21 protein-coding genes are annotated in these 20,552 nt (G+C 72.0%); 3 read left to right on the forward strand and 18 right to left on the reverse strand.

Annotated features, from left to right (window positions below):
* Nucleotides 1-5: 5 nt before the first annotated feature.
* The 9 genes from ACIRBX_RS25130 to ACIRBX_RS25170 all read right to left on the reverse strand — a co-directional run bounded on the left by ACIRBX_RS25130 (nt 6) and on the right by ACIRBX_RS25170 (nt 9,107).
* The gene (locus ACIRBX_RS25130; protein WP_402299653.1) at nt 6-833 is read right to left on the reverse strand and encodes a hypothetical protein; all 828 of its coding nucleotides are present in this window, start codon (nt 831-833) and stop codon (nt 6-8) included.
* Nucleotides 833-4,531, reverse strand: coding sequence for a hypothetical protein (locus ACIRBX_RS25135; RefSeq protein WP_402299655.1), 3,699 nt, complete (start codon nt 4,529-4,531; stop codon nt 833-835). Before ACIRBX_RS25135 ends, ACIRBX_RS25130 begins: the two co-directional genes overlap by 1 nt.
* A complete protein-coding gene (locus ACIRBX_RS25140; protein ID WP_402299657.1) occupies nt 4,521-4,787 on the reverse strand; it encodes a hypothetical protein in 267 nt (88 codons plus the stop codon). Before ACIRBX_RS25140 ends, ACIRBX_RS25135 begins: the two co-directional genes overlap by 11 nt.
* A gap of 5 nt (nt 4,788-4,792) precedes the next feature.
* Nucleotides 4,793-5,386 (reverse strand): hypothetical protein, encoded by a 594-nt coding sequence (locus tag ACIRBX_RS25145; protein WP_402299658.1) that lies wholly within the window; start codon nt 5,384-5,386, stop codon nt 4,793-4,795.
* A gap of 787 nt (nt 5,387-6,173) precedes the next feature.
* Complete coding sequence (locus ACIRBX_RS25150) at nt 6,174-6,740, reverse strand: hypothetical protein (protein ID WP_402299660.1); 567 nt, start codon at nt 6,738-6,740, stop codon at nt 6,174-6,176.
* A gap of 147 nt (nt 6,741-6,887) precedes the next feature.
* Nucleotides 6,888-7,316, reverse strand: coding sequence for a hypothetical protein (locus ACIRBX_RS25155; RefSeq protein WP_402299661.1), 429 nt, complete (start codon nt 7,314-7,316; stop codon nt 6,888-6,890).
* Nucleotides 7,309-7,554 carry a hypothetical protein gene (locus tag ACIRBX_RS25160; protein ID WP_402299662.1) on the reverse strand — a complete coding sequence of 82 codons (246 nt, stop codon included), beginning with the start codon at nt 7,552-7,554 and terminating at the stop codon, nt 7,309-7,311. The genes ACIRBX_RS25155 and ACIRBX_RS25160 overlap by 8 nt, the downstream gene beginning before the upstream one ends.
* A 100-nt stretch (nt 7,555-7,654) precedes the next feature.
* Complete coding sequence (locus ACIRBX_RS25165; RefSeq protein ID WP_402299663.1) at nt 7,655-8,122, reverse strand: hypothetical protein; 468 nt, start codon at nt 8,120-8,122, stop codon at nt 7,655-7,657.
* Between the two features lie 340 nt (nt 8,123-8,462).
* Complete coding sequence (locus ACIRBX_RS25170; protein WP_402299664.1) at nt 8,463-9,107, reverse strand: hypothetical protein; 645 nt, start codon at nt 9,105-9,107, stop codon at nt 8,463-8,465.
* A gap of 415 nt (nt 9,108-9,522) precedes the next feature.
* On the opposite strand from ACIRBX_RS25170, the gene ACIRBX_RS25175 reads away from it, so the two are divergent.
* From ACIRBX_RS25175 to ACIRBX_RS25185, 3 genes are all read left to right on the forward strand, one after another.
* A complete protein-coding gene (locus ACIRBX_RS25175) occupies nt 9,523-9,696 on the forward strand; it encodes a hypothetical protein (RefSeq protein ID WP_402299665.1) in 174 nt (57 codons plus the stop codon).
* A gap of 178 nt (nt 9,697-9,874) precedes the next feature.
* Nucleotides 9,875-10,321 (forward strand): hypothetical protein, encoded by a 447-nt coding sequence (locus ACIRBX_RS25180; protein ID WP_402299667.1) that lies wholly within the window; start codon nt 9,875-9,877, stop codon nt 10,319-10,321.
* Between the two features lie 203 nt (nt 10,322-10,524).
* Nucleotides 10,525-11,337 carry an SAM-dependent methyltransferase gene (locus ACIRBX_RS25185; RefSeq protein ID WP_402299669.1) on the forward strand — a complete coding sequence of 271 codons (813 nt, stop codon included), beginning with the start codon at nt 10,525-10,527 and terminating at the stop codon, nt 11,335-11,337.
* Between the two features lie 25 nt (nt 11,338-11,362).
* On the opposite strand, the gene ACIRBX_RS25190 is transcribed toward ACIRBX_RS25185, so the two are convergent.
* The 9 genes from ACIRBX_RS25190 to ACIRBX_RS25230 all read right to left on the reverse strand — a co-directional run bounded on the left by ACIRBX_RS25190 (nt 11,363) and on the right by ACIRBX_RS25230 (nt 20,528).
* Nucleotides 11,363-12,289, reverse strand: a complete 927-nt coding sequence (locus ACIRBX_RS25190) for a helix-turn-helix transcriptional regulator (protein ID WP_402299670.1) — start codon at nt 12,287-12,289, stop codon at nt 11,363-11,365.
* 101 nt (nt 12,290-12,390) lie between these two features.
* Nucleotides 12,391-12,621, reverse strand: coding sequence for a DUF397 domain-containing protein (locus tag ACIRBX_RS25195; protein ID WP_402299891.1), 231 nt, complete (start codon nt 12,619-12,621; stop codon nt 12,391-12,393).
* 407 nt (nt 12,622-13,028) lie between these two features.
* Nucleotides 13,029-13,802: an HAD family hydrolase gene (locus tag ACIRBX_RS25200; RefSeq protein WP_402299671.1), complete on the reverse strand. Its 774-nt coding sequence runs from the start codon at nt 13,800-13,802 to the stop codon at nt 13,029-13,031.
* Between the two features lie 44 nt (nt 13,803-13,846).
* Nucleotides 13,847-14,878: a serine hydrolase domain-containing protein gene (locus tag ACIRBX_RS25205; protein ID WP_402299673.1), complete on the reverse strand. Its 1,032-nt coding sequence runs from the start codon at nt 14,876-14,878 to the stop codon at nt 13,847-13,849.
* Nucleotides 14,875-15,543, reverse strand: a complete 669-nt coding sequence (locus ACIRBX_RS25210) for a hypothetical protein (RefSeq protein WP_402299674.1) — start codon at nt 15,541-15,543, stop codon at nt 14,875-14,877. Before ACIRBX_RS25210 ends, ACIRBX_RS25205 begins: the two co-directional genes overlap by 4 nt.
* 50 nt (nt 15,544-15,593) lie before the next feature.
* Complete coding sequence (locus ACIRBX_RS25215; protein ID WP_402299676.1) at nt 15,594-16,625, reverse strand: phosphotransferase enzyme family protein; 1,032 nt, start codon at nt 16,623-16,625, stop codon at nt 15,594-15,596.
* On the reverse strand, nt 16,622-18,100 hold the full coding sequence (locus ACIRBX_RS25220) for a Scr1 family TA system antitoxin-like transcriptional regulator (RefSeq protein WP_402299677.1): 1,479 nt from the start codon (nt 18,098-18,100) through the stop codon (nt 16,622-16,624). The genes ACIRBX_RS25215 and ACIRBX_RS25220 overlap by 4 nt, the downstream gene beginning before the upstream one ends.
* Nucleotides 18,101-18,143: 43 nt before the next feature.
* The gene (locus ACIRBX_RS25225; RefSeq protein WP_402299680.1) at nt 18,144-19,178 is read right to left on the reverse strand and encodes a phosphotransferase; all 1,035 of its coding nucleotides are present in this window, start codon (nt 19,176-19,178) and stop codon (nt 18,144-18,146) included.
* Nucleotides 19,179-19,265: 87 nt separating this feature from the next.
* Nucleotides 19,266-20,528, reverse strand: a complete 1,263-nt coding sequence (locus ACIRBX_RS25230) for a tetratricopeptide repeat protein (RefSeq protein WP_402299681.1) — start codon at nt 20,526-20,528, stop codon at nt 19,266-19,268.
* Nucleotides 20,529-20,552: the final 24 nt, after the last annotated feature.

Here is a 20,552-nt window from a genome sequence, read left to right on the forward strand (position 1 = left end):
GTTGTTCAGGTGAGGTAGGCAGGGCGGCCGGTGACGGTCAGCGCGGTGCCGGGCCCGCCGTTGGTGCCGCTGAGGCGGACGCTGGGCGGGCTGGAGGGCCGGCCGGGGGCAAGGCGCAGGACGGCCGGGCCCGTCAGGCTCAGACGGGCGGGATCGGGCTGGAGGCCGCCGGTGCCGCTGAGCTGCCAGGTGGCGGAGTCCACCGTCAGGGACTGGCCGGCGGTGATCTGCCCGGTGTAGGTGAAGGAGTCGCCGCCGGGCCCGTCGGTGGTGTCGGTGACGGTCGGCGCGGTGATCGGTCCGTCGATCCGGTAGGCCAGGTTCTCCATCGGGGCGGTGGCGTCGGCGAAGGCGGCCAGGGCCAGAGCGTGCGGCAGCGCCGTCCCGGCCGGGCTGGAGTTGGTGACCGTCGCGGTGCCTTCCCAGTAGCCGGAGGGGATGGTTACCTCCACGCCGAGCCGCATGCCGCTCTGCCCGAGGGGGGTCGGTGCGAGGGAGGACAGCACCTCGCCCTGGCAGCGGCGGATCTGCCCGGCCGCGGTGTGCCGCTCGAAGGTGAGCAGCCGGTGCGGCCGGGCGAGGACGCGCAGCAGGTCCTCCCAGGCGGCTTCGACCTGCTGCCAGCCGCCGGTGCGCGGGGCGAGCCACAGGGCGAGGGTGAACTTGCCGGGGCCGTGGTGCTTGGGCCGCCACAGCTCGCCCACCCGGTTGGGCACGGTGGCGTTCGCGCCGATGACGGGCGGGGTGGCAATCAGGCCGGCGCGGTACTCCACGTCCCGCACCAGACCCTCCGTCAGTTCGTAGCCGTCCACCAGCCACCGTTCGCGGGCCATCAGGCGCTCTCCTTGTCGAACAGGCCGAAGGAGGCCAGGGCCCGCAGCCGGTTGTTGACGGTCTCCCCAGGCGTCTCGGGCAGCGGGTTGGTGATGTACTGCACGATCGCGCCGGGCGAGATCACCGTGCCGATGCGGTCGCCCTGGCCGCCGTCGGCGGCGAGCTGGCCGCGTGCGGCGTTGATGGCGCTGATCGCCGGACTGCCGCCGAGCCCCCGGACGGCCTGCGGGGTCAGGACGCCTTCGCCCGGGGACAGGCGGGCGAGCGCGGAGTCCCGGCCGGGGGCGTAGCCGGGGACGACGCCGCCGGTGGAGTAGCCGCGTACGAAGCCGAGGACGCCGTCCACGGCCCGGTTGACCATGCCGCGCATCATGTCGCCGACCGCGTTATCGGGCATCCAGTTGAACCAGCCCCGGATCGGGGTGAGGGCCCGGGTCAGGGCGGAGGTGGCCCACTCGCGCAGCTGGTCCTCGACCGCGCCGACGATGCCGCCGAAGGCGAAGCCGGGCACGGGTGCGCCGGCCTGCTGGAGGGTGCCGGCGCGGGCGGCGTCGTTGATCGCTCCGATCGCGTTGCTGCCGCCGAGCTGGCGGACGGCCTGCGGCACGAGGATGCCCTCGCCCGGCGAGAGCATCGCGGGCACGGTGTCCCGGCCGGGGGCGTAGCCGGGCACGACACCGCCTCGGGCGAATCCGACGGTGAAGGCGGGCAGCTTGCCGAGGCCGAAGGAGTCGGCGATCCAGTTCCACACACGGCGAATCCCGCCGTCGTACACGGTGTTGATCATGAAGCGGATGGGCGCGCCGAAGATCGCGGTCAGCGTCGGCCAGATGCGCTTGACGAAGTCGACCAGCCCGCCGATCGCGTAGGAGACGAAGTCGACCATCCCGCCGATCGCGGCGTTCACGACGCCCCGGAACCACTCCGACTTCTGGTAGGCGGTGACGAACGCGAGGATCAGGGCGGCGATCCCGGCGACGATCAGCATCACGGGGTTCGCCGACAGGGCGAGCATGGCCACCCGGACGGCCGCGATGGCGTTCGAGACGGCCATCAGCCCGCCCGCGATCCCGGCGATCGTCAGCAGCGCCTGGACGACGGGTCCGAGTCCGGGAATCGACAGCAGCAGGCTGATCGCGGCGGCCACCGAGTTGATCACGAACAGGAAGCCGGACAGGGTGCTGCCCAGGCCGCCGAGCTGGGCGGCGATGTTCGCCACCGACGTGAGGAGCAGCAGCAGTTGGTTCCACAGCTGCCCGTTGCCCAGGGCCCCGGCCAGCACCATCAGGGCCGGCAGGAACTCGGTGCGCACCCGGGCGATCAGCGGCGCCAGGGACGGGTTGTTCGTGAAGGTGAACCAGGCGACCGCCACCGCCGCCACCAGACGGCCGAGCTCCTGGACGACCGGGACAGTGTTGGCGAAGTACCCGGCGAGCTTGGCCTGCGTCTCCCCTTCGCCGGTCAGCGTGCGGAAGGAACTCGCAGCACTGGCAAGGGAGTCGAGGAGAGCCTGCCCGGCCGGGGCGGCGGCCCGACCGATGTTGAAGACCCCGAGGGCGATGTCCCGCAGGATCGCCCACAGCTGCGCGCCGGTGTCCCCCGCCTGCTGGAAGAACGCCCCGAGCCGGCCACTCTCCCGGGCCGTCTGCAAGAACGCGGCGGCAGCCGCCAGCCCGCGGTCGGCACCGCCCGCCAAGCGCTCCAGCAGCGGGCCGGCCGCCACGGTCAGGGTGCGCAGCGCATCGGCGGCGCTCAGACCGGAGTTGCCGAGCGAGCCGAGGACCCTGCTGTTGCTGGCCGCGATCTGGGCCAGGTCCGCCCGCCAAGGGCCGGACGTGACCATGGCCGCGCCCCGCTCGGCGACGTCACCGAGCACCTGCCCGGTCTGGGAGAGAGCGCGGTTGAAGATCGGCAGGAGCTGCAAGCCCCGGCCGATCGCGTTCTCCAACGGCGGCAGCAGCGCCTCCTGCGCGGAGGACCGCAGCTCCCGCAGGGCGGGCTGAACGGTGCCCTGGAGGAACCGGGCGAAGCGCTGCCCGGCCGGACTGAGCCGGTCGAGGGCGGCGGCTGCCGCGTTCGCGGCGGCACCGCTGCCGCCGAGAGCCTGTTCCTGGTCCCGCAGGGCCCGAGCGACGTCCCGCTGGGCGTCCGCGACCTGCTCGGCGGAACGTTCCTGCTGGCGCTGCCCGTCGCGGACCGTGCGGTCCAGGTCGGTGTGGGCGTCCCGGATCTCCTGGACGGCTTCCACCCGCGCGCGGGCGGCCTGCTGCTCGGCGTCCTGCGAGGCCCGCACCGAGTCCTGCTCGGCCTCCTGCGCCCGGGCCAGCTGCTCCTTCGCGGAGGTGACCTGCTCGCTGCCTTCGACGCCGGCGGCGTTCGCCCGCCGGACGTCCTCCGCCAACCGCTGGTTGCGGACCCGGACGTCCTCGAGCTGGTTGACCGCCTCCTGGTAGGCGATCTGCGCTTCCCGCCGGTCGGCCTCCGACGCGAACGGCGAGGTGTTGGTCTCGTTGAGCTGACTGCGGGCCTGCTCCAGGTCAAGGAGCGCCTTCTGCTCCTCCAGCGGGCCCCGGGCGGCATCCCGGTTGAGGTCCTCGATCGTGCGCTGCGCATCACGCCGCGCATCGTTGAGAGCCTCCTGCGCCCGGCTGGCCGCCTGGTGGGCGCGGGCGACCGCCAGCTCCGCCGCGACCAGCTGCCGGTCGGCGGCGGCCACCGACGCGGCGGCGCGCTCCTGGACGTCCGCCAGCCGACGGCGGGACTGCGCGACCTGCTCGGCGCCGCGCAGGGCCTGCTCGTCACTGTCGCGCTGCGCAGCGCCGAGACGCCGCTGTGCGTCGGCCACCCGGTCGGCGGCGGCCTGGCGGGCCTGGGCGGCCGCGCCGGAGGCCGCCGCTGACTGGGTGTCGGCCTGCCCGAGGGCCTTGACGGCGTCCCCGATGCCGGAGAACGCGGCCAGCAGGGTGCCGCCGCCCTGCGCGGCGGCGGCCATCGCACCGGGCAGAGCGCCGAGCAGGCCGACCGCGGGCGCGGCGGCCGAGCCCATGGCGAAAAGCCCACCGGCAGCCTGGGTGAGTGCCTGGCCGAGTGCCAGGGCCCCGGAGGCCATCGCGGGCAGCCGCAGCAGGCCCGCCATGGCGGAGCCGATCCCGTCGGCGGCCTGCGCCAGGCCACCGCCCCCACCGGCGCTGACCGGGACGTCCACCGGGCGGCCCGCTGCGGTGCGGAAGGCAGCCAGGCGGGTGGTGGCGGCGGCCGTGTCCAGATCGACGCGGACGTTGACGACCAGCCCGGCCAGGGCGGCCCGCACCCGGGAGCGCAGGCCGGCGGTGTCAACGTCCAGGCCGACCTTGACGGTCCCGGCGGCGGCCTCGGCGGCGATCCGCACCCGCTCACGCAGGTTACCGGTGTCGAAGGCGACCCCGACCCGGACCCAGGTGCCCCGGGAGGTCGCGGCCCGAATCCGCTCGGCCAGACCGGACGTGTCGGCGTCCACCGCCACCCGCACCCGGGCCCGGACGGACTGGGCTGCGGCCTGGACGCGCTGGCGCAGCCCGGTGGTGTCCGGCTGCACCTGAACGCGCAGGCGCAGGTTACGAGTTGCCGACTCGACGCGGGCCCGGGTCTCCTGCGCGAACCCGCTGAGGTCCGCGACGACCTGGAGCCGCAGGCGGCCGGTGTCGATCTCATCCGCCACCGCGCACCGCCCTCCTGCTGGAGGAGCGCAGCACGGAGACCGCGCGGGCCATCTCGCCGTCGCCGCTGGGCGACTGGGCAGCGCACAGGTACCCCGGGCGGGGCAGTTCGATGGGCTTGCGCAGACGGCGCTCGGACGCCATCACCGAAACCAGCTCGACCACCTGGGCGAGCAGCTCCTGCGTCAGCCCCCAGCGGTCGGAGCCGACCTCGGCCTCGTCGCGGCGCAGCAGCGCCTCGGCCGGCAGACCCCTCATCAGGGTCAGGAGCCGGCGGGTGCCGAGGAATCCAGCGTCACCGGGCCGCCGCCAGACACCCCGGGCGTCGAGGTGGTAGTACCGCTGAAGGTCGGCTTCGAGGTCGTCCCAGCGGTCGTAGACGGCTCGGACGGCCCGATGAGTTCCCCCAGGCCCGCACCCCCCGACAGGTACTTCGACCAGGCGTACCGGGCCAGCTCCAGCACATCGGAGTGGCTCGGCTTCTGCGCCATCAGCCGGTCGTAGCCCTCCTGCCCGAGCAGCCGCCGGCCCATCTCGGCGAACGCGCCGACCAGGTCGGCCGGGAGGCTCGGCTCCGAGCCGAGCACGTCCACGATCAGGCCCGCGGCTTCGGCCTGCTGCTCACCCTGCGACTGGGCGGCCTCCACCAGCTTGCGCAGCAGCAGCGGCAGGTACGGGATGCCGACGAGCGGCTGCCACACCTCCAGCGGCAGTTCGGCCGGCAGCACCGCCACCTCGGTGCCGCCAAGGACGACCGGCTCCTCCCCGACGGTGTACTCGGCCTGCGCGGTGCGCGCCTTGTCGGCGGCCGCGGCCAGGCGGCGCGTTCGTGCGGCGTCCAGGTCGATCCCGGGCATCACGGGCTCCTCGGTCTGTCAGGCGAGTGATCGCCCAGACGCTAGGAGGAGCCCGGCTTAGCGTCGCCCCGAGCAGGCGAGGAGGTTGGCGCATCTGACCGGCCGATCTACCCGGAATGCCTGACGGGCCGTCAGATGTGGGGGTAAGTTCGCGGTGTCACCAGCGCGGCGCTCGCCGCCCTCTTGCTGTGCCGGCCCGGATCGTCCGGCCCGGCACTCCGAGAGGGAGGAAGCCCACGTGAACGACAACCGACCGACCCTGCTTCATCGGCTGGCCCGGTGGCTGCGGCACAACGCCAACGTCATCGCGGCCCTGTCCGCAGTAGTTGGGCTGGTCATCACGGCAGTGAAGTAACTGCCACTGGGGGCTGGCCTGAGTACAGGACACCGCACCATCTCGACACTCGGGCAGGTGCGGGGGCGGATACCAGCCCCTGACAGATAGCCCCCGGTCACGGCTAATGACCGGGGGCTATCCGCCTTCAGTGCGCACCTCTGAGGAGGTACGCGCGAACTACTAATTTACACACCCAGTACCGGCCAGTTAAGAAAACGTATAATTCCAACTTGCCTACTGGAATGGGCCGTTAGGCGAGAAGGTGATTCTCCTGCGCTCCCAGCGGACGCAGCGAAGCCCCGGCCGGGGGGTGGGCCGGGGCTTCGCGCGGCGCAGCCAGGTCTCCCCGGGGGGAGAGGGAGGACCGGGCTGGCATGAACCACAGTATGCGAACCGGCTGCCGTTGGGCACAGCATCCAGACCGCCAACTCACCTGCGGTATAGGCGAGATCAAGCAACCGGAGCGAACCCCGGGTCGTCGGTGAGGTCGTACCAGGGGTCGCCGACGGACCCGGCGACGACCTTGAGCTCCAGCGGCAGCGTGCTCTCGGCGTCGTTGGGGTACTTCTGATTGACGGAGGCGACCTGCTCGCACAGAGGGACAACCCGGCGGTAGTGCTTGGCGCCGTCGATCAGCTCCATCACCGCCGCGAACTGCACCCGCCCGCCGACCGTAGGCGGGGTGTACCGGTAGAACGTCTTGCCGCCGCTGGTGGTGCTGGTGACCGCACCACCGCCGTACACCGCGACGATGTTGGTCGCGTTCCACTCCTGGAGCTCGACCTTGGTGGTGGCGGCGTCCTCGGTCTGGATCGTGCGGGCGGTGTACCTCAGCTGGTGGGACTTGATGTCCTCGAACTTCGGGTCGGTGTTCCACTCCAGCGAGCCGGGCTTGAACAGACCGACGTCCTTCCAGGCCGGCGCAAGCGCGACGACCGGATCGACCGGCGCGACGGTACCCGGCACCGCCAGGTACAGCCGCGCCATCTGGGCAACGAACATGCTCTCAGCGGGCATGGGACGAGCTCCTCGGGGCGGACCGGTAGGACTGCACCGGACCGTAGGCCCGCTCCCCCGTAGCGTCGCGCCGGCCACCCGCCGCTGCCCGGCCGCCCGGTTCCCCTCGCGCCCGTAGGGCTGTCGCAGAACTCGCAGAACTGCGGCTCACTCCGGCGCGGGGTGCGCCGTCACCGCCGCCACCACCACATAGCGGCCCTGCCCGGTCGGCTCCGGCAGCCAGCCCCCGGCCGACAGTGCCTGCACCGCAGTCACCACCGGCTGACCCGGTGCCGCCGGGCGGCTCGTCAGCTCGTGGAGCGCCTTGACCGCCGTCACGAAGGCCCGGCGCAGCACCGGCCGACTGACCGACCGGTCGAGGTCCCCGAGTGCCTCGACTTGGAGGTGGATGGTGGCGAGCCACTCCCAGCGCGGGGCCGACCCTCCGGGTACCTGGCTGATCCGGATGCGCGGGTAGGGCGGGGAGTTGCGCGCCCCGACCCTGCCCGCGCCGCCCAAGGCCGCCGTCAGCTCGGCATGGTCGGACAGCCACTGCGCCGCGAGCAGCTCGGGGTCCAGGGTGGTGAACTCACTCACCCGGGCTGCTCGTCGCCTTGGTGGCGGGTGCCTTGGGGGTGAGCTGCTTGCTGGTGGTGGCCGGGGCGAGCGCCTTGGCCACGGCCTCGGCGTCACCGGGATCGACGCCGGCGACGTACGCTGCGGCGATCAGCTCGCGGGCCTCGTGGGGCGGCACCTCGATCTCGGTCCCGGGCAGCAGGTCCTCGCCGCCGCGGGTCAGGTGGTGGGCGAGGGTGATGCGGACGGTGTCGGCCATGAAGGCTCTCCTTGGAACGGCAACGGGTGACCGGCCGAAGGAAAGCAACAACCGCGCTCTACCGTCGAGGGCTGCCGAACTGCGCACCGCGAAGAGCAGTTCAGCGGTAGCGGTCGGCGACCTGCGCTGCGGCACCGCTCATGAAGTGCGATCCCTCGCCCTGCCCGAACTCCGCCTCGGCCGCGTGCGGGAAGTCGCAGATCACCTCCGCCTGAGCACGCGTACCGAGAATGGCGGCCTTGGTCACGGTGATGGCCGCCCCGACCGCGTTGGGGTCCACCGTGACGGAGCAGCGGCAGCCTGCCGTCTCCTCCACCGGGCCATCCGGGTCACGCGGTCCGGAGAGCAGGGCACCGCCGACGCGGAAGGGCACCGGGCCAGGCACGGTCTGGCCGTCGGCCTCTCGGTGGCTCGGCCGAGCCCCGCCGTCCTCGATGTGCCAGGTCTTCGCGGCCGGCGCCCGGCGGCGGGCATCAGCGGCTACCTCCTCCGCCAGGCGTTCGACGTGCCGGGCCACCAGCGGGGCGAGCCTGACCGCAAGGTCCGGCGGGAGTTCCAGCTCAGCCATCAGGGATGTCCTTCCGGCCGGGTACCACCAGCGCCTCGGGGGCGGGCGGTCACTCGGACGTACCCCACGTCGGGGTGGACCGCGTGCTGCTGGGGATCGGCGGCCAGGACGGTCCACTCCGCGCCGGTGGCCGGCTCCACGACCAGGTCGCCGACCATGAGCGTCCCGGCCTGCGGGTCCAGGGAGAGCAGCCAGGTGCCGTCCTCACGCGGGAGGGCACGGCCGGGCCACGGTCCAGCAAGTGGGCCGGGCGGGCCCGTCATTTCGGCCCCGTACGCGTCCAGGACGGGCGTTCCGCGGGTCCGGACCCCCAGCTGGCGGTCAGGCAGCAGGACGGCCATCACGGCCTGCCCGTGCCCGGGATGCCGTGCACCGTGAGACCGGGCGGTGTCGGCCGCACCGGGGGCTGGTAGACGCGTCGGCCCCTCAGCCGCCACCGGTCGGTGGTGGCGAGCTCCGGTGGGGCGAGGACGGCCGGTGGTTCGGTACTGGTCTCGTAGGTGACGGACTGGCCGTCCACGGACGCCGAGGACACACGGCGGTCGCGGCCCGGGGCGTCAGCGAGCAGCGGGTGCAGGCACGCCGTTGCCCGCAGCCACAGCCGCAGGGGCGCGGTCTGCGGGTCCGAGCGGGCGTCGATGCCGGCCACGTACGTCACGGTGTAGGTCGGCGATCCCCCGCTGCCCGGGGTGGTGGTGTCGGCCGTGGCCGACACCACCGTGATGACGGGGGCGTGGCGAAGGACCCAGCCGTCCGGTCCGGCGTGGACGCCGGACTCGGTGTACTGCACAGGCAGCAGGGGCCGGCCGAGGTGCCCGGTGAGGGCATCCTGCGCGTCCTCGATCGCGGCCTCGATCCGTTTCCGAACCTCGTCGGGGAGCGGCATCGGGTAGCCCAGCCGCATGGCTACGCTCTCTGCCGTCACGATCAGCTCCATCAGGTCCTCCACCTCTGCCGAGTCGATCAGCTCGCAGAGAGTAGGCATCGGGGAGGCAGCTGTCGTCCTGGCTTCTTCGGCGTCGGCGCACCCATAGGTGGCAGCATGGATTCCGGTTGATCGATTCAGTGGGTTGGCGCGGCGAACTTGTGCGACCTGTTTCGAAGTTGACCGCTGAATGTCGCAGATTGCCAGAGTCCAAGTTGGTGTTGCAGGGACCCCCCGTACGGCTCAAGGCGACCCTTGACACCGCTACGGTTTACTCAAGGCCGCTTCCCCACAAGGGGGTTGACTGCCCCGCACCGGCGCCTGAGAAACAACGATGCGGGACAGGTGGGCCGATCAACTGCGAGGTGTTGCTTTGTCTGACCGACCCGCTCTTGCGCGAGGCTTCCTGCCCTCGGTGATCCACCACGCTAGCAGCGAGATGCCCCTCAGCGGCCGATTGGTGGGATTGCACGCCGTGCGTTCCTTCGCCACGGCGGCGCGGCTGAGCGCCCTGTTGACGCCCGCGCTCCTGCTGTGGGCCATGAGCGACGGCGGCCCGGACGGCTGGGAGCGCATCGCGCTGATCGCCGCGCTGCTGCGCGCCGGCCGCGATGCCACCGTGCACTGGTCGCGCCTCACCCTGCGCTGACCCCCGGGGTCGCAGCGCCCATCGCTGCGCTGCGACCCCTCCCAGGACCGTGTCCTGCTGTGCGCCTCGGCTGGGGCCGGGCGCGCAGCATCCGCCAGCTCGGCACTGCGTAGCCATCCACCCGGGCCCGCCGGCCCGTCACCGGAACCGGCACGGCCGAGCCGTCGAGGGAAACCGGGTGCCTGCCATGCAGCCGAGCGCCATAGGCGCGGGGTTCGCCGCCTTCGTCCAACTTCACCAGCCCGTCTACGAGAAGTACGCCCGCGCACGCCTAGGGGATCAGGATCTTGGCCATCGGGCTGTCGCACTCGCGTTCCGCCGCACCGAGTTGGGGTGGAACGCCTTGCTGAGCGACCCCCGCCCCCTGGCGTGCGCCTGGCGCATCCTGCGTGACAGCGTCACCTTCGTGCGCCCCGAGGACACCGCCCTGGATGTGGACGCCCTCCACCGGGAGCTGCCGGCTCCCGCCGCGGACGCCTCCGTGCTGCGCCTGGACCTCGGCTTGCAGCCGGCGCGGGTGGCGGAGGTCATGGGCGTGCCGGAGCCGGAACTGCACGTCGCAGTGATGGCCGCGCGGCGCCAGCTGGAAGGCGGAGAGGAGGTGATCATCCCGCCAAGGCCCTGAACTTGGGGTGCCCATGAGGGCGCCACCACCCGGACACCGACGCGAATCTGCCGCGCTGGGGGCACCACGCCACCCCGCGCGCGCCAGGGTCGCGCCAGGATCACTCGTCCGGGTGGTGGTGCCCCATGTCCACATCCGCATACCATGACGGATCATCAAGTCTTGTATCCGGCAAGGCAGTCCGGACACTCCAGGGGGTTGGCGTGGGCGAGCAAGCTTGGCATGGGCACACCATCGACGTGACGACACCGAGCGCCGCACGCATGTACGACTGGCTACTCGGCGGCTCGAACAACTACGTCGCCGACCGCCTCGCGGGCGAGGAACTGCTGAAGATCGCACCCAGCACCCGCGAACTCGCCCTCCAGAACCGCGAGTTCCTGATGCGCGTGGTGGAGCACATCGTCCGCGAACATAGGATCACCCAGTTCATCGACCACGGCTCAGGTCTGCCCACTCAGGACAACGTCCACCAGGTCGCCCAGCGCGTGAACCCGGAGAGCAGGGTCGTCTACGTCGACAACGACCCGATCGTCCTCTCTCACGGACGCACGCTACTGCGCCAAGACGAGCGGGTGGAGATCCTCCAGACCGACATGAGCGACACCGACGCCATCTTCGGCAACGAGAGGGTGACGAACCTGCTCGACCTCAGCAAGCCGACCGCGGCCTTGTTCGTCTCCGTCCTGCACTGCCTCCCAGACGAGGACGACCCTGCCGGCCTGCTGCGCCGCACCGCCGAGCGTCTGACGCCCGGCAGCGTGATGGTGATCTGCCAGCTCGTCAGCGAGGACCAAGCGGTCCGCGACGGCGTGACCAACCTGATGAAGGCCACTGCCCGTTGGGGCCGGGTGCGCACCGAGCAGGAGGTCAACGCGTACTTCGACGGGCTGGAGGTCAAGGAACCCGGCCTGATGGACGTCACCTTCTGGCGGCCGGACGGCAAGCTGCTGCCACGCCAGCGCACTCGCGAGTGGATCGAGTACGGGGGCCTGGCCGTCATCCCGGAACGCTGAACCGCCGCTGGGGCCGCCGGGACGGCTAGTCCCGGTACTCCTCCAACTTAGCCCGGAGCGCGTCGAGGCTCGCGTCGAACTCCATCGCTACCGACCACACGAGCTCCATCATCGCGCGGCGGTTCTCGAACAGAGAGCGGGTGCGGGCCCGGGGCATGTAGTACTGGCCGACGTCGCCGTGGTCCTCGTAGATCAGCTCATTGGACTTCGAACCGGTCTTGTACTCCAGCAGGGTGATCGCGGTGACGGTCAGGCCGACCGGGAGCCGGGGCGGGATAATCCGCACCATCACTCCGGGCGTCTCGGCGAGGCCGATGACGTGCTCGATCTGGGCGGCGATCATACGACGGGGGCCGATCTCAGGGTCGAAGACGCTGAGCGGGAAGAAGAAGGCCGCCTCGGCGCGCTCGCCAGCGAAGAACCGGCGCTGGCGCTCCATCCGCAATTCCACGATTCGGCCGGACATGCCGACCCCATCAGCAGGCAGAGTGTGCGAGCTGATCGCCCGCGCGTACTCGGGGGTTTGGAGCAGCCCGGGCACCACCCTTGTCTCCAGAGTGCGCAGCAGGTAGGCCCGACTCTCCATCGAGTAGTAGCGCCGGATGAACCCAGGCGCCGCGTCGTGGAAGGAGGTTAGCCAGCCCTTGCCGGCCGCCTCCTTCACAAGTTCCATGAAGACCTGCCGGTCCGGGCCGTGCTTGAAGCCGAGCACGTCGAGCACCCGGGCAACGGTCTTGGGGTGCACCCTGCCCCTGCCGGTCTCGATCCGGCTGTAGGTGGATGGCGAGGTCTCGGCGGCGGTGGCCACCTGCTTGGCTTCGAGCTTGAGCTCAAGCCTTCTGTCTAGCACCCACTCGGCGACGATCGCGGCGGCGCCCGCACTGTCTTCGTCGGGCGGTTCGAGGGGGAAGACGTTGTCATCGCCCTCGAACCCCAGGCTGTGCGCGGCCATGCGGCCCCCCTTACGGATGAATGCCCGTTTCCGCGCGCATTCTACCAAGGGAGGCCGCTATCACCTGCCTTTCGATCAAATGAACGAAAGGCGGCGCTCGACTAGGCGATGCGCCCGAGCAGGTCGAACTCCCCTGCCTTGGCGCCAGCAACGAACGCGGTGAACTCCGCAGCGGTAAAGATGAGCGCGGGGCCCGTGGGGTCAGTACTCTGACGCAGCGCAATCTTCTGCCCGCGCAGGTCCTTCACCTCCGCGCAGGCCCCCTGCGACGCGCTCGCGCTCGCCTTGAACCAGGACCCCTCACCCTCATTGTCGATGGTGCCAGCCGGCATGCCGTTTTGGTAGTTGACCACAGTCGCATCCCATCTGTTCGTGCGAATATTCGCGCCCCCAGCGATCATCACACTTACTGGGATAATCGCAGGTGGTAAGCCCGTGAAATCCCACATGAAATCCCATGGGTGGCGCGACATGAATACTAGCCCCCCCAAATTCGAACAGCGCTACGCCCAAGCGGGTGACCCTGCGCGACCATCTCGAATACCCGTCCTAGGGGCCTCCTGTACGGACCACCGCAGTGCGGGTGCACTGATCGACGGCCCCGTGCCCGGGCTGGCGCGACTGTCGGCACTAGGGCTTCCTGAACACCGCCGCACAGTCCCTCGCCGAAGTCAGCGGAGTCGGCTCGATCTCGGGAGGCAGAAGCTACGGAGCGCAGGGACTGGTGCTTCCTCGAGGCTCACGCGTGGGTCGAGGCGATCAAGGTCATCAGCTCGGGCAGGTCGGTGAGTTGGGTTATGGCGGGCACGTGGGGCCGCTCACGACAGCCTTGCGGGTCGTAGTGGACAGCTCGACATCCGGCCGCCAGCGCCCCGTCCACGTCGGTCAGGACGTCGTCGCCGATGTGGACGGTCCGCTCCGTCATGGAGGGCGACCCGGCGGCGAGTTCGAAGACGTCGGGGCTCGGCTTGGCGGTGTCCAGGTCGCCGGAGAGAAGCACGAAGTCGAAGTGCTGAAGCAGGTCGAGGTCGGCCAGCAGGAGGAGGTGGGTCGCGGGCGTGCTGGCAAGGGTGTTGGAGGTGAGGACGACCCGGGCGCCGAGCCGGCGGACTGCGGACAGGACGGCCGGGGCTCCGTCGATCGGCCGGGGGTTGGCATGGAGCATCGTGTGGTCCCAGACGGTGGAGAGCTGCTCGACCAGGCTCTCGTCGTAGGCGACGCCGAGACTGACCAGGAGCGCCTGCGCGAGGTGCTCGACGGCGAACTGGGCTCCCTTGAGGCGCTGTTGGGTGATGTGCTCGTGGCGCACGTGCTGGACGGCGACCGCGATCGCCTCGGGCGGGGTCCGGTGGCCGTAGGAGCGGAGGATGCGGCCAAAGCGCTCCAGCTGCCAGGTGCGGGAGGCCTCCAGTGCCGTCTGCCTGATCAAGGTGTTCCACAGGTCGAAGCTGATGGTCAGACCGGCGAGCGGCTGCCCGCAGGCCGGCGTCGCTCGGGTGGGCTGTCGGGTCATGTAGGGGGCTGTCCTCTCGGTGGTCGCTTCTCGGCACGCACGGGCTAGTTGGCGATCTCCTTGAACACGAGCGCCCGGAGCTGGGCGAGGGCCGCGCGGTTGTCCTGGTGGTAGTAGACGGCGTTGGTGCACAGGGCCAGGTAGCGGCCGGTGGCCGGGGCGAGGTACAGGCTCGTGCCGGTGAACCCGTGGTGGCAGAGAACGCCATCGCCGGAGACGATCCACGCCAGGCCCCGCTCCAGGCCGGGCTCGATCCGGGTCCGGGGGCGGGCGCTGAACCCCAGCCAGATGCCGAGCTCACTACCGGGATCAAGGAGATGGCTGGCGAAGGCGGCAAGATCGGCGGCGGTGCCGAAGACGCCGGCGTGCCCGGCCACTCCGCCGAGCATGGCCGCCGCGTCATCATGGGCGATGCCGTGCAGGCGCGGTGCACCGGCAAGGCGCTGCCCGGTCGGGGCGACCGTCGCGGACCGGGTGAGCGGCCCGTAGGAGGTGCCGGTCATCCCGAGGTCCGCCCAGAGGTCGGCGGCCAGGGCCTCCAGCGGGCGGCCGTGGAGTTGCGCGAGGGCGAGCCCGAGGAGGATGAATCCCCGGTTGATGTACTGGTGGGCCGCCCCGGGCTTGCCCGCCAGGGGCTCCGAGCAGATGAGCTGGGCGAGCGGTTCGGGCCGGCCGCGGTAGAGATCCAGGCGGGTTTCGGTGCGCAGGCCGGAGGTGTGGGTGAGGATCTGACCGATCGTCACCCCTCCGCCCGGGGCGTCGTGCGGCACGTCCGGCAGCAGCGAGTGGATCGGGGCGCTGAGGGTGATGCGCCGGGCGGCCCACGCCTTCCCGACCAGTGCCCAGGTCGCCACGATCTTCGTCAACGAGGCGAGGTCGTAGCGGGTGTCGGGGCCGGGAGGGGCGGCACCGTACTCGGGGGCGACGACTCCGGAGGTCAGGATGGTGGGCTCGGCTCCGGCGGTTCCGCAGGCGATCACTCCGCCGGGGACGGTGCCGGCTGCGGTGAGCAGGTCCAGGTGCTCGCGCAGGGCGGCGAGCTGGTCCGCGCGCCAGGGTCGGGTGAGGGGGCTCAACAGTGCTCCAGATCGGCTAGGTGCTGCTCGGGGGCCTGGCGGTAGTCGACTTGCTGGGTGAAGACCAGCGGCATCGCTCCGGGCCCGTCGTCCGGGTCCGTGGGTGTGCTCGTGCTGCCCCAGGCTGTGGGCAGGCGGCGTAGAACGACGATGCAGCTGCGGGCCCTCCCGGGGGTGGTGGCCAGCGTCGCGGCGAGGGTGCACGGATCGTCGGCGAGATCGCGTACCTGCTCGGCGCGCAAGGTGGGTCCGGGGTGGCGGCCGGCGCTGAGGATCACCAGGTCGTCGCAGCAGGCTCCGTGGTCGGTGGTCAGCGGACGAAGGCCCTCAGCCGGGGTCCAGCCGTACGCCCGGCAGCCGGTGCCGAGAACATGAACGTCTCCGTTCACCAGCGCGACTGCGCACCTCCACACGGCCCCGTTCAGGATGGGCGGGGCTGCGTTGTCGCGTCCCTCATCGGGTGTCCGGGCGGAGGCTGCGGCACGTGCCGCGAAGTCGGCAACCGTCGTGGCCACTTCGAACGCGGAGTCGCCGCAGGCGTCAGGGTCGGCGAGTCCGTCGATGACGGAGACGGCGAGCAGGCCGGCGGGCAGGTAGGCGTAGCTGATGGCGGCAGACCGGGCGGTGCTGCCGCCGGGGTGCCGGATGGCGATGGCGGCCTCCACCGTCGCGGTGACGGTCCGGCTCAGCAGGAGGTCGGGGAAGGGGCCGGTCGTCATCGTCGGCCGCTCGTTGCAGCACCCACCGGGGTGGAGGCGGTGGTGGGGCTGATGCTCCAGCGCCAGGGGTACGCGAAGGCGGGATCGTCGCCGCCTTGGTGGCGGAAGCAGCTCAGCCTGTACGTGGCCTCGATCCTCCAGGCGGGGTCTCGGGTGGTCTCCTCCAGTGCGATGACCACCCCGACGGCGGCGGTCATCCGGGTCAGCACCCGGTAGAGGTGGCCGCCGTCCGTGGTGGTGACGTCAGCCCCGTACGCCTCGCAGAAGTCGCGGTAGCTGCTCGAGTTGTAGCCGAAGGCGTCCACCGGCCATGCAGGGAAGACGAGATCGGCTGCGGCCGGGCCGAGCGCGGCGGTCTCCCAGTCCAGTAGGTACGGGCTGCCGTCCCGGGCCACGATCGTGTTCGGCAGGTGCACATCGCCGTGGACGAGGCCGGGCCGCCCGCGCCACCCGACCGCATCGAACTGTGTCCCGGCGGCGGCTATCTGCTCACGCAGCCAGGCGCGTTCGTCCGGCGGAAGGACCGCATCGGGCAGCCGGGTGACGCGGGAGAGCAGGGAGGCGGCCGGGTCGGACAGCGGCAGACCGAGGTGTGTTGGCGCGGGAAGTGCGTGCAACTTACGGATGAGCATTCCCAGTTGGGTGTGCGTGGCGGGCTCGCCGGGGCCGAGGTCGCGTACGGCGCTGGCCCACCGGTCGCCGGCTGCAACAACCAAGTGCCGTCCGGCAGGCGCGGCGGTCGGGAAGCCCCGGTCGGTGAGCCAGCGGGCGAGGTCGGCTTGCCGGGCGACGTCGGCGCGGGCGGTGCCCAGGTCGTGGATCTTGACGACGGCGGGTCCGGGCAAGCCGGTGGCGGGGAGTCGGGCGACGAGGTTGCGGCGCCTGCACAGGATCTCGGCCCCGTCCGGCCGCAGGCCCAAGCCGGCGCAGGCAGCGGCGAGCAGCACGGTCTCAGGGCCGCTCGGCCGGGAGGCCGGCTGCGGGTTCGTTGGCGGCCGCTGGTCGCTGGTGGCGTGGGCTGCGCTCACAGGCTGTACCTGCCTTCGGCGGCGCGGTGCAGCATCACCAGGCTCTCGGCCGCGGCTTCGCCGTCGGCCGTGATCTGGTCGAAGCGCGCCTGCTCCGCGTCGAGTTGGTAGGTGCTGTAGGTGGTGGAGGCGGCGCGGCTGGCGACGGCGAGCCGATCGCCTCCGGGGAGATCGAGCAGGGCCCGGTAGGGGCCGAGAGTGTGCCACCCGCCCTCGGGGCGCACCACGAGCAGTCGGGTGCCGGGCTGTTCGGCGAGGGCAGCCAGGCCCTGCATCACCTCGCGGTGGATGTCGGGTCGGCCGTGGTCCAGGGCGAGGGCAGATTCGTGGACCAGCAGGGTGAGTGCCGGGGAGCCGTCGGCGGCCGGGGCGGCGGCAAGGGCCGCCATCGTCTCCCGCCGCTGGCCGGCCAGGTGGAGCCGGTAGTCGGTGTGCTGGACGGCGTCGCCGATCTGCCCGAAGTGGACCATCCGGCACGCCGCGCACTGGGTCTCGATCACCGTGGCCGGGCCGGGAGCCCCGGGACCGGGCAGATCGTAGGCGACCTCCCGCTCGAAGGCGTCGCACGTGAGCGAGGGGGCGAGCGGCGTGGTGACGAAGATCGTGGCCTTCACTGCGGCGGCCTCCACCAGGGCGTGCCGGTGGGCCCAGCCGGGGCCGGCGTCAGCGAGGGTGCGATCCCAGTCCACGTCCCTGAGCATCCGCTCGACCACCACGTCCGACACGTCATCGCGCAGCGGGCCCCGCGCGAGGCCGTACGCCTCCAGGAGCACCGGCAAGTTCCCGGCCCTCGCGTTGTAGATCACCTGGCCCGCCTCCAGACGCGCGAACCGGTCCGGGCGCTCCAGCTCGAAGGCCGGCTCGGGCCGGGCGGCCACTCGGGCGGGCATCTGATCCAGGGTCAGGCCGAGGCTTTCACGCAGGTGCCGCAGGTACAGGCCCATCACCAACTCGCCGGGCCCGCGCGTGCTGTAGCGCCAGTCCTGCTCGGGCACCTCCTCAGGCGGTGTGGTGCCCGGCGGCCAGTACGGGTCGGGGCCCACCCACTCCTGCCAGGCCGCCACGTCCTCGATCCCGGTGCCCTGCGGGAAGTGGTGGGTGCCCTTGCCGGGGAGGTGGGCGGCGCGGACCCATCCCGTCTCCTCCGTGAGCAGCATGGCCGGGGCCGCCGGGTCAGCCGCAAGCCGCTCGAACAGCGCCTTCGCGGCCGGCTGCTGGTCGTGGCGGCTGGCAAGCGCCCACGGCTGCACCATGACGCCGGAGGGGTTGAAGGCGGTGCGCTCGTCCCCGTCCCGGAGGTAGTTGGTGCCCACGGCGAAGCCGATCTCGAACTCGCCGACGCGGCCGAAGCCCTGTGGCTCGGCGGGGTTGGAGCCGAGGTCCGGGTCGGGTGTGCCGAGGACGGCGGCGATCCAGCGGGCAATCTCCGCCAGGGTCCGGGGGTCGTTGAGGAACAGGTAGTCGCGGGTGGACACGAGGTAGCTCCGGTCGAGTGGCTGTGGAGGGGTGAGGTGCGGGTCAGGCGGACAGCGGGGCTGGCTGGTCCGCGAGTTGGGCGAGCACCTGCGCGGAAGCGTCGGCGGGCGGGCGGTGCTGGGGCTCGGGCGCGACGAGCTGGCTGCCTCCCTGCCAGGTCCAGGGGTAGGGGCAGCCCGGGTCGCCGAGTGCGGACAGGCAGGCCAGCCGCAGCAGGTACTGCGGCCTCCACTCGGGGCGGCTCGCGGCGAGCTCGGCCGCGACGATCACCCCGGAGCAGGCCGCGCGGGTGGCCAGCACCTGGTAGGTGCAGTCGTCGTCGGTGATGTCGGTGCCGTACCCGGCGCAGATCCGCTGGTAGTCGCGCGGGTTGGCGTTGTAGTGGTCACGGCGGGTGGCGCAGGCCCCGAGGTCGAGTGCGGGCGGTCCGGCGGCCGCGGTCTCCCAGTCGATCAGGTGGGGAACGCCCCGCCGGTCCACGAGGGTGTTGGCAGGCCCGACGTCGCCGTGGATCAGGTGGCGGCGGGTCAGCGGCTCCGCCGTCCACCAGCGCCGCTCCACCTCTTCCAGCCGCAGCCGCACCTCACTCCGTGCGGCCGGTGTCATCACGCTGGCCGGCACCGCTGCCAGGCGGCGCAGCAGGCGGGCGGTGGGCGCGTAAGCGGGCATGCCGTCGGGGAGAGGCAGGTCGTGCAAGAGGTGGAGAAGCACGGCCAGTTCGTCCGGGTCGGCCTGCCTGCCCGGCCCGAGGTCCTCGGTGAAGGACACCATCAGCCCGCGTACGGCGGTCGGGCGGCCCAGCGGCCGGGCCGTGGGCACCCGATGCTCCAGCACCCACGAGGCGACCGCCGCCTGGCGCTCGGCCGCCTCCCGCCGCGTGCCGGGCCGGTGGAGTTTGGCTATCACCCCTCGGCCGCCGGCGGCGTGCGGCAGCCGGAGCACCTGGTTGAAGCCGTTCTGGAGAACGACGGCGCCAGCCGTGTCGTGTCCCCGGCGGGCACAGGCGACCTCCAGGGCGTGCAGGGCTGCCGGGGTGAGGGCGTCCAAGGACTGCGTAGCTGATGAGGTGGTGATCAACGTCGGGGTCCTATCGGAGTCAGCCGGCCGCTGCGATGTGACCGGAGAAGGCGTGGGGTGGGGCCAAGACCCCACCCCACGGCACGGTCACGGTCGGCGGCGCTTGGCGTGGGCAGCAAGGGCGGCGAGGGCAGCGGTCTGATCGACGTGGTAGTTGTCGCCGAACGCTTGCACCGCTTCGGTGAGTAGGTGCCAGGCCCGCTCGTGGACGGCGTCTGGGTGGCTGGTGGCCAGCCAGGTGACGCAGCGTGCCCACCACGGGTCGGCGCGGACCCCGGCGAAGAGGGTGGCCGCCTTCTTGAGGTCAGCCACCGCCTCCACAGGCGCGCCCAAGTCGGCCCGAACGCGGGCGGTGTACGCGAGCGCCCGTGCCTGGTCGAACTGGTCACCCACCCGCGCCAGAAGCCCTCGCGCGACGTCCAGCTCGGCGAGAGCCCTCCGTGGGTCGCCTGCCTCTCGGTGGCACAGTCCGATCAGCAGCCGGGTGAGTGCCACCGCCCGCTCGTCGCCTACCTCCTCCCGCACCGCCAGCGCCTCGGTGAACCGCTCGCGGGCAGGCTCAGCCCGCCCGGCAGCCAGCAGCGCGCTGCCCATGGCGTGCCGGGCATCCCCCCGGTGGCGCTTGTCCCCGTCCTCCTCGGCGAAGTAGAGGACAGCGTCCGCGTCGTCGCAGGCGTCCGAGTACTGGCCAACCTGCCGAGCGGCGCCGGACCGGGCGAGCAACACCGCTCGAATCTCCTGCCTGCTTCCGCCGTCCTTCACTGCGCCCACCGCCCAGTTCGAGCAGAGCAGTTGGACCCCGGGGTCAGGACGCACCCTCCACAGCGTCCTCGATGCCGCCAGGGTGGCCCGCCAGGCGATGTGGTCCCACCTGAGCGCGGCACCCGCGATCACCGCGATCACGTTGCCGGCCTGTGCGACCACCCAAGCCCGCGCGTGCTCGGAGCTGTCGAACGTCAATGGCTGCGCCGGACCGTGACCCCACCGCGGTGCGATGGCAACCGGCCGGTGCCAGGGAGCGAGCTGGCGTTCTGCGGCGACCAGCGAGGCGAGCCACCACGCCACCGCCCGCTGGAGCCGGTCCAACTGCGCGCCGGGGTCCGGGGGGCGGGCCGGCAGCGGGGACACCCGGCGTTCGTTCGGGAACTCCCACAGGCCGGTGGTCGGGTGCGCTTGGAGCAGGCCAAGGTCCGCGAGCCGGGGCAGGGTGTCCGCGACCGCGTCCGGGCTGCTGTCGAGAGCGGCAGCGACCAGCCCCGGCTCCAGGACGGCGAACGGCAGCTCCACCAGCACCGAGAGAACGTCGGCGAGGTCGTCGGGGAGGCCCGGGGGCGCGGAGAAGTGGGACATGGCGCGGTCCAGGAGGTTCGGGTC

The organism is Kitasatospora sp. NPDC096147, from assembly GCF_044763225.1.
Classification (GTDB): Bacteria; Actinomycetota; Actinomycetes; order Streptomycetales; family Streptomycetaceae; genus Kitasatospora.

Bases quoted from the DNA above. Each gene is read 5' to 3' on its own strand.
- ACIRBX_RS25130 (WP_402299653.1), bottom strand. From the start codon at position 833: ATGGCCCGCGAACGGTGGCTGGTGGACGGCTACGAACTGACGGAGGGT.
- ACIRBX_RS25140 (WP_402299657.1), bottom strand. From the start codon at position 4,787: ATGAGGGGTCTGCCGGCCGAGGCGCTGCTGCGCCGCGACGAGGCCGAG.
- ACIRBX_RS25145 (WP_402299658.1), bottom strand. From the start codon at position 5,386: ATGCCCGGGATCGACCTGGACGCCGCACGAACGCGCCGCCTGGCCGCG.
- ACIRBX_RS25150 (WP_402299660.1), bottom strand. From the start codon at position 6,740: ATGCCCGCTGAGAGCATGTTCGTTGCCCAGATGGCGCGGCTGTACCTG.
- ACIRBX_RS25160 (WP_402299662.1), bottom strand. From the start codon at position 7,554: ATGGCCGACACCGTCCGCATCACCCTCGCCCACCACCTGACCCGCGGC.
- ACIRBX_RS25165 (WP_402299663.1), bottom strand. From the start codon at position 8,122: ATGGCTGAGCTGGAACTCCCGCCGGACCTTGCGGTCAGGCTCGCCCCG.
- ACIRBX_RS25170 (WP_402299664.1), bottom strand. From the start codon at position 9,107: ATGCCTACTCTCTGCGAGCTGATCGACTCGGCAGAGGTGGAGGACCTG.
- ACIRBX_RS25190 (WP_402299670.1), bottom strand. From the start codon at position 12,289: ATGGCCGCGCACAGCCTGGGGTTCGAGGGCGATGACAACGTCTTCCCC.
- ACIRBX_RS25195 (WP_402299891.1), bottom strand. From the start codon at position 12,621: ATGCCGGCTGGCACCATCGACAATGAGGGTGAGGGGTCCTGGTTCAAG.
- ACIRBX_RS25200 (WP_402299671.1), bottom strand. From the start codon at position 13,802: ATGACCCGACAGCCCACCCGAGCGACGCCGGCCTGCGGGCAGCCGCTC.
- ACIRBX_RS25230 (WP_402299681.1), bottom strand. From the start codon at position 20,528: ATGTCCCACTTCTCCGCGCCCCCGGGCCTCCCCGACGACCTCGCCGAC.